2 protein-coding genes and 2 tRNA genes are annotated in these 3,292 nt (G+C 36.3%); 3 read left to right on the top strand and 1 reads right to left on the bottom strand.

Going from position 1 to position 3,292, the window contains the following annotated elements:
- The first annotated feature begins 6 nt into the window (after window positions 1-6).
- Both JCM14108_RS13575 and JCM14108_RS13570 read left to right on the top strand, forming a co-directional pair.
- Window positions 7-79 (top strand) — tRNA-Asn (locus JCM14108_RS13575).
- A 48-nt stretch (window positions 80-127) separates the two neighbouring features.
- Window positions 128-200, top strand: a tRNA-Thr gene (locus tag JCM14108_RS13570).
- A gap of 188 nt (window positions 201-388) precedes the next feature.
- Here the strand turns inward: JCM14108_RS13570 and JCM14108_RS13565 are convergent.
- On the bottom strand, window positions 389-1,522 hold the full coding sequence (locus JCM14108_RS13565) for a site-specific integrase (protein ID WP_035181487.1): 1,134 nt from the start codon (window positions 1,520-1,522) through the stop codon (window positions 389-391).
- Window positions 1,523-1,757: 235 nt separating this feature from the next.
- Here JCM14108_RS13565 and JCM14108_RS13560 point away from each other — a divergent pair, with 235 nt between their 5' ends.
- Complete coding sequence (locus tag JCM14108_RS13560; protein ID WP_035181486.1) at window positions 1,758-3,158, top strand: hypothetical protein; 1,401 nt, start codon at window positions 1,758-1,760, stop codon at window positions 3,156-3,158.
- Window positions 3,159-3,292: the final 134 nt, after the last annotated feature.

Here is a 3,292-nt window from a genome sequence, read left to right as displayed (position 1 = left end):
AATTATTCCGGCATAGCTCAGTTGGTAGAGCACCTGACTGTTAATCAGGTTGTCGACGGTTCGAGCCCGCCTGCCGGAGATTGATTATGGTGCTAACTCAGATGTTAGCATTTTTGTATAATCTTTCGCCGACTTAGCTCAGTTGGTAGAGCATCGGTATCGTAAACCGAGGGTCACAGGTTCGACTCCTGCAGTCGGCATAATTATGCAAATTAGAAGAAATATTAAAATTAGGAATGCTGTTAAATAGGCATTCCTAATTTTTTTAATTTATAAAAGCGTACTAGAAAGTATTAAAATATAAATAATAACGGGCAAATAACGGCCAAACGGCAGAAGAAGTTTAACCTGATACAGAGTAAAATAACAAAATAAAAACGGAACCTTATTAAAGGTTCCGCTTAATTGGTATAGTTTCATCATGAGAGGAAAGGTTATCTAACTCTTCACGAATCTGTTGATCGTTTTTTGCTTTATATTCATCCATTAAATAGGAATAAATCTTTGTTGTTGTGGATACATCAGCATGCCCTAAACGCTTAGAAATGATGTAAATGTCAATTCCTCGAGATAGTAGGTAAGCTACATGTGAGTGTCGTAAAGAATGAAAGTGGAAGCCCTGTTTTTGAATCCCTAAGTCTTTTAGTATAGAACGCAACTTTTTATTAACGGCGGAGGATGATGGAATGGATTTATATTGATTAACAAAAATTAGTTCTCCATTATTGTGATCCTTCAAGATCTTTAATGATTTCAGCAATTCGTCATTAACTGCAATGATTCGATTTGAACCAGCCGTCTTGGTATCTTTGAATCCACCGCCTTCGGATGAATTCCAAGATTTAGTAATGCTAATCGTTTTAAAATTAAAATTAACGTCATTCCAAGTTAATGCTTGAATTTCCCCCAAGCGAGCACCAGTTAAAACGGCCGTCAGGATCATAAAAGTGGAGGTAAAGTGATAGTTTAAGTGATTCTCCAAATAAGCGATGAGACGCTTAATCTCAGCCACGTTGAGGTATTCCACATGCTTATCACGTGACTTATCATAAATAAGACTGACTCGCTGGGTGAAATCTTTATGAATCAGATCGTCAAGAATGGCATTTTGAACAGTTGCTCTAATCAGTGAATTAACTTTATAAACAGTATCTTTTGCATGAGAATGACCATAGAAGTTAATAAATGCTTGATATTGTGGTCGGTCAATACTTTTTAAAGTAACATCACCGAAATAATTATGCAATACTCGACTAGTTATTTTATAGCGATTCTTAGTCTGATTTTCAATCTTAGGCTCTTTGTACGTGTGATAAAAATAGTCAAAATAGTCAGCAAACTTAGGATCTTTAGGAACGAGATCCAAACCATTGTGGATATCGATTTCCAATTGACTCGCAAATAGCTTTGCAGCTGATTTAGTTCTAAAGCCGCTCTTTGTTTTCTCGTGTTCCTGACCATTGGCATCATAATAGTAGTATCTTACTTGGTATCCATGACCATGCTTACGTATTGATGACATTATTATTCTCCTTTGGTTAATATACTAACACATAGTGGGGAATCTACTTAATAGAGCGATCATTTATTAATTATCATGGCATATAGATTACAAAAAAATGTTAAAGCCTTTACAACTCCTGTTTTCTTTTGCATTCAACCTTGATTATGTTATACTATTTACAGCAAGTTAATTGAGGTATGTTTTTGCATGCTAGGTAGCTTGAAAAAACAATTTTTTTGGGAGGAAATTATACATGAAAAAGTCATTGAAAAAGACTCTTTTTGCTGGTGTAGCTGCATTATCATTTGTAGCTGTTGCCGGTGTATCTAGCACAAATGCTAGTGCAAAATCATATGCCAAAGTTACATCAAACAAAGCTTTGACAACTGATGCTACTACTCGTAACGTTAACTTTAATGGTACTAACGCTCTTTATACAAAGGCTGGTACTTTGAAGGGTGCTAAGGTTGTTGCTACTACTACTACTACCAAAGCATTAGCTAATGCACAAACTGGTAAGGCTAATCTACGTGCTTACCGTGTTGCTACTACTAACCGTGGTTCAGTTTACTACAAGGTTGTATCATTCGATAAGCAATATCGTGGCTGGGTTTATGGTGGTAAGAGTACTTCAGCATTTGCTGGTGGTGTAGCTTCATACGCTACTACCAAGGATGCTACTGCTCCTGCATCAACTAACACTTATAAGTTGAACTCAACTAGCACAACTGCTAATACAACTTTATTCAAAGCTCCAGCTTGGTCACAATATAAAGTTGGTCGTGCAGTTGTTGATGGCAAAACATTAACTTCTACAGATGCTTATAAGGATGCCGTATTGACCTTTAATAAGGCCGTTACTACCTCACGTGAAGGTGACACTTGGTATCAAGTTGCTTCTGTAAATGGTTCAACTACAAATGGTTTAGTTGGTGCTTGGGTAAAGGCATCTGATGTAAATCAAACTAATGCTCAACCAACTGCTACATCTGATAATAGTGTGAATGTTGTTTATCGTTTAGCTGATGGTACTGTTGTAAATACTGCTACATGGATTGCTAAAGATGGTACTAATAGTAAAGCTGGACGACCGGTGACACCAACTGACAAGAATACTGATGGTGTTGAATTAGGTGATTTCATCAATAGTAGTGTTCCTTCTGGATATGTAAAAACTTCGAATTCAGTTGGAAGTAAGGCATACGGTGGAACTGTTTATGTAACTGTTGCCCAAGCAACAACTTCTAAAGTATCATTTAGAGTTAATAAAGTAGTCTCTAATGGTGTAACAGTTTCAGGAGCGCTTACAAATAACACTACTCTTTCATCTTCTGATTTTACAGCACCTACCCTTACATCTGATCAAGTTAAAGCTATTTTAACTGGTTCAAAGACTGATAAGGTTAACACTGGTCAAACCGCAGGTGACAGCAACCTTTATACAGCATTAACTACTGGAGATAACGCTAAAGGATTTAGCGGTACTAAGAACTATTATCCTGCTAATAGTGGTACTGCATATCATTACGTATTTAAGGTAAATGGAATTCCAGGTGAATTTTACTTTGGTGATACTATTCCTGTAAATGTTACTGCAACACTGGTTAAGGGTTCAGCTACAACTCAAAACACAGATACAAGCTGGCTTGCTTAGCTAAAACTTTATTTTAACAATTAATTTTGATGACTAGGTTAGTATCTAGTTATTGGGATTGAAAGCAGTTTTATTTGCCAATATTATAAAGTGAGAGGTATCAAGATTATTGTCACATTCTTGATGCCTCTTTT

Source organism: Lentilactobacillus farraginis DSM 18382 = JCM 14108, from assembly GCF_000583655.1.
Taxonomy (GTDB): Bacteria; Bacillota; Bacilli; order Lactobacillales; family Lactobacillaceae; genus Lentilactobacillus; species Lentilactobacillus farraginis.
Note: the sequence above shows the minus strand (reverse complement) of the source record. Positions and strands in the feature narration are given on the sequence as shown.

Excerpts from the sequence above, each read along its gene's own strand:
- JCM14108_RS13565 (WP_035181487.1), bottom strand. The coding sequence starts at position 1,522 with ATGTCATCAATACGTAAGCATGGTCATGGATACCAAGTAAGATACTAC.
- JCM14108_RS13560 (WP_035181486.1), top strand. The coding sequence starts at position 1,758 with ATGAAAAAGTCATTGAAAAAGACTCTTTTTGCTGGTGTAGCTGCATTA.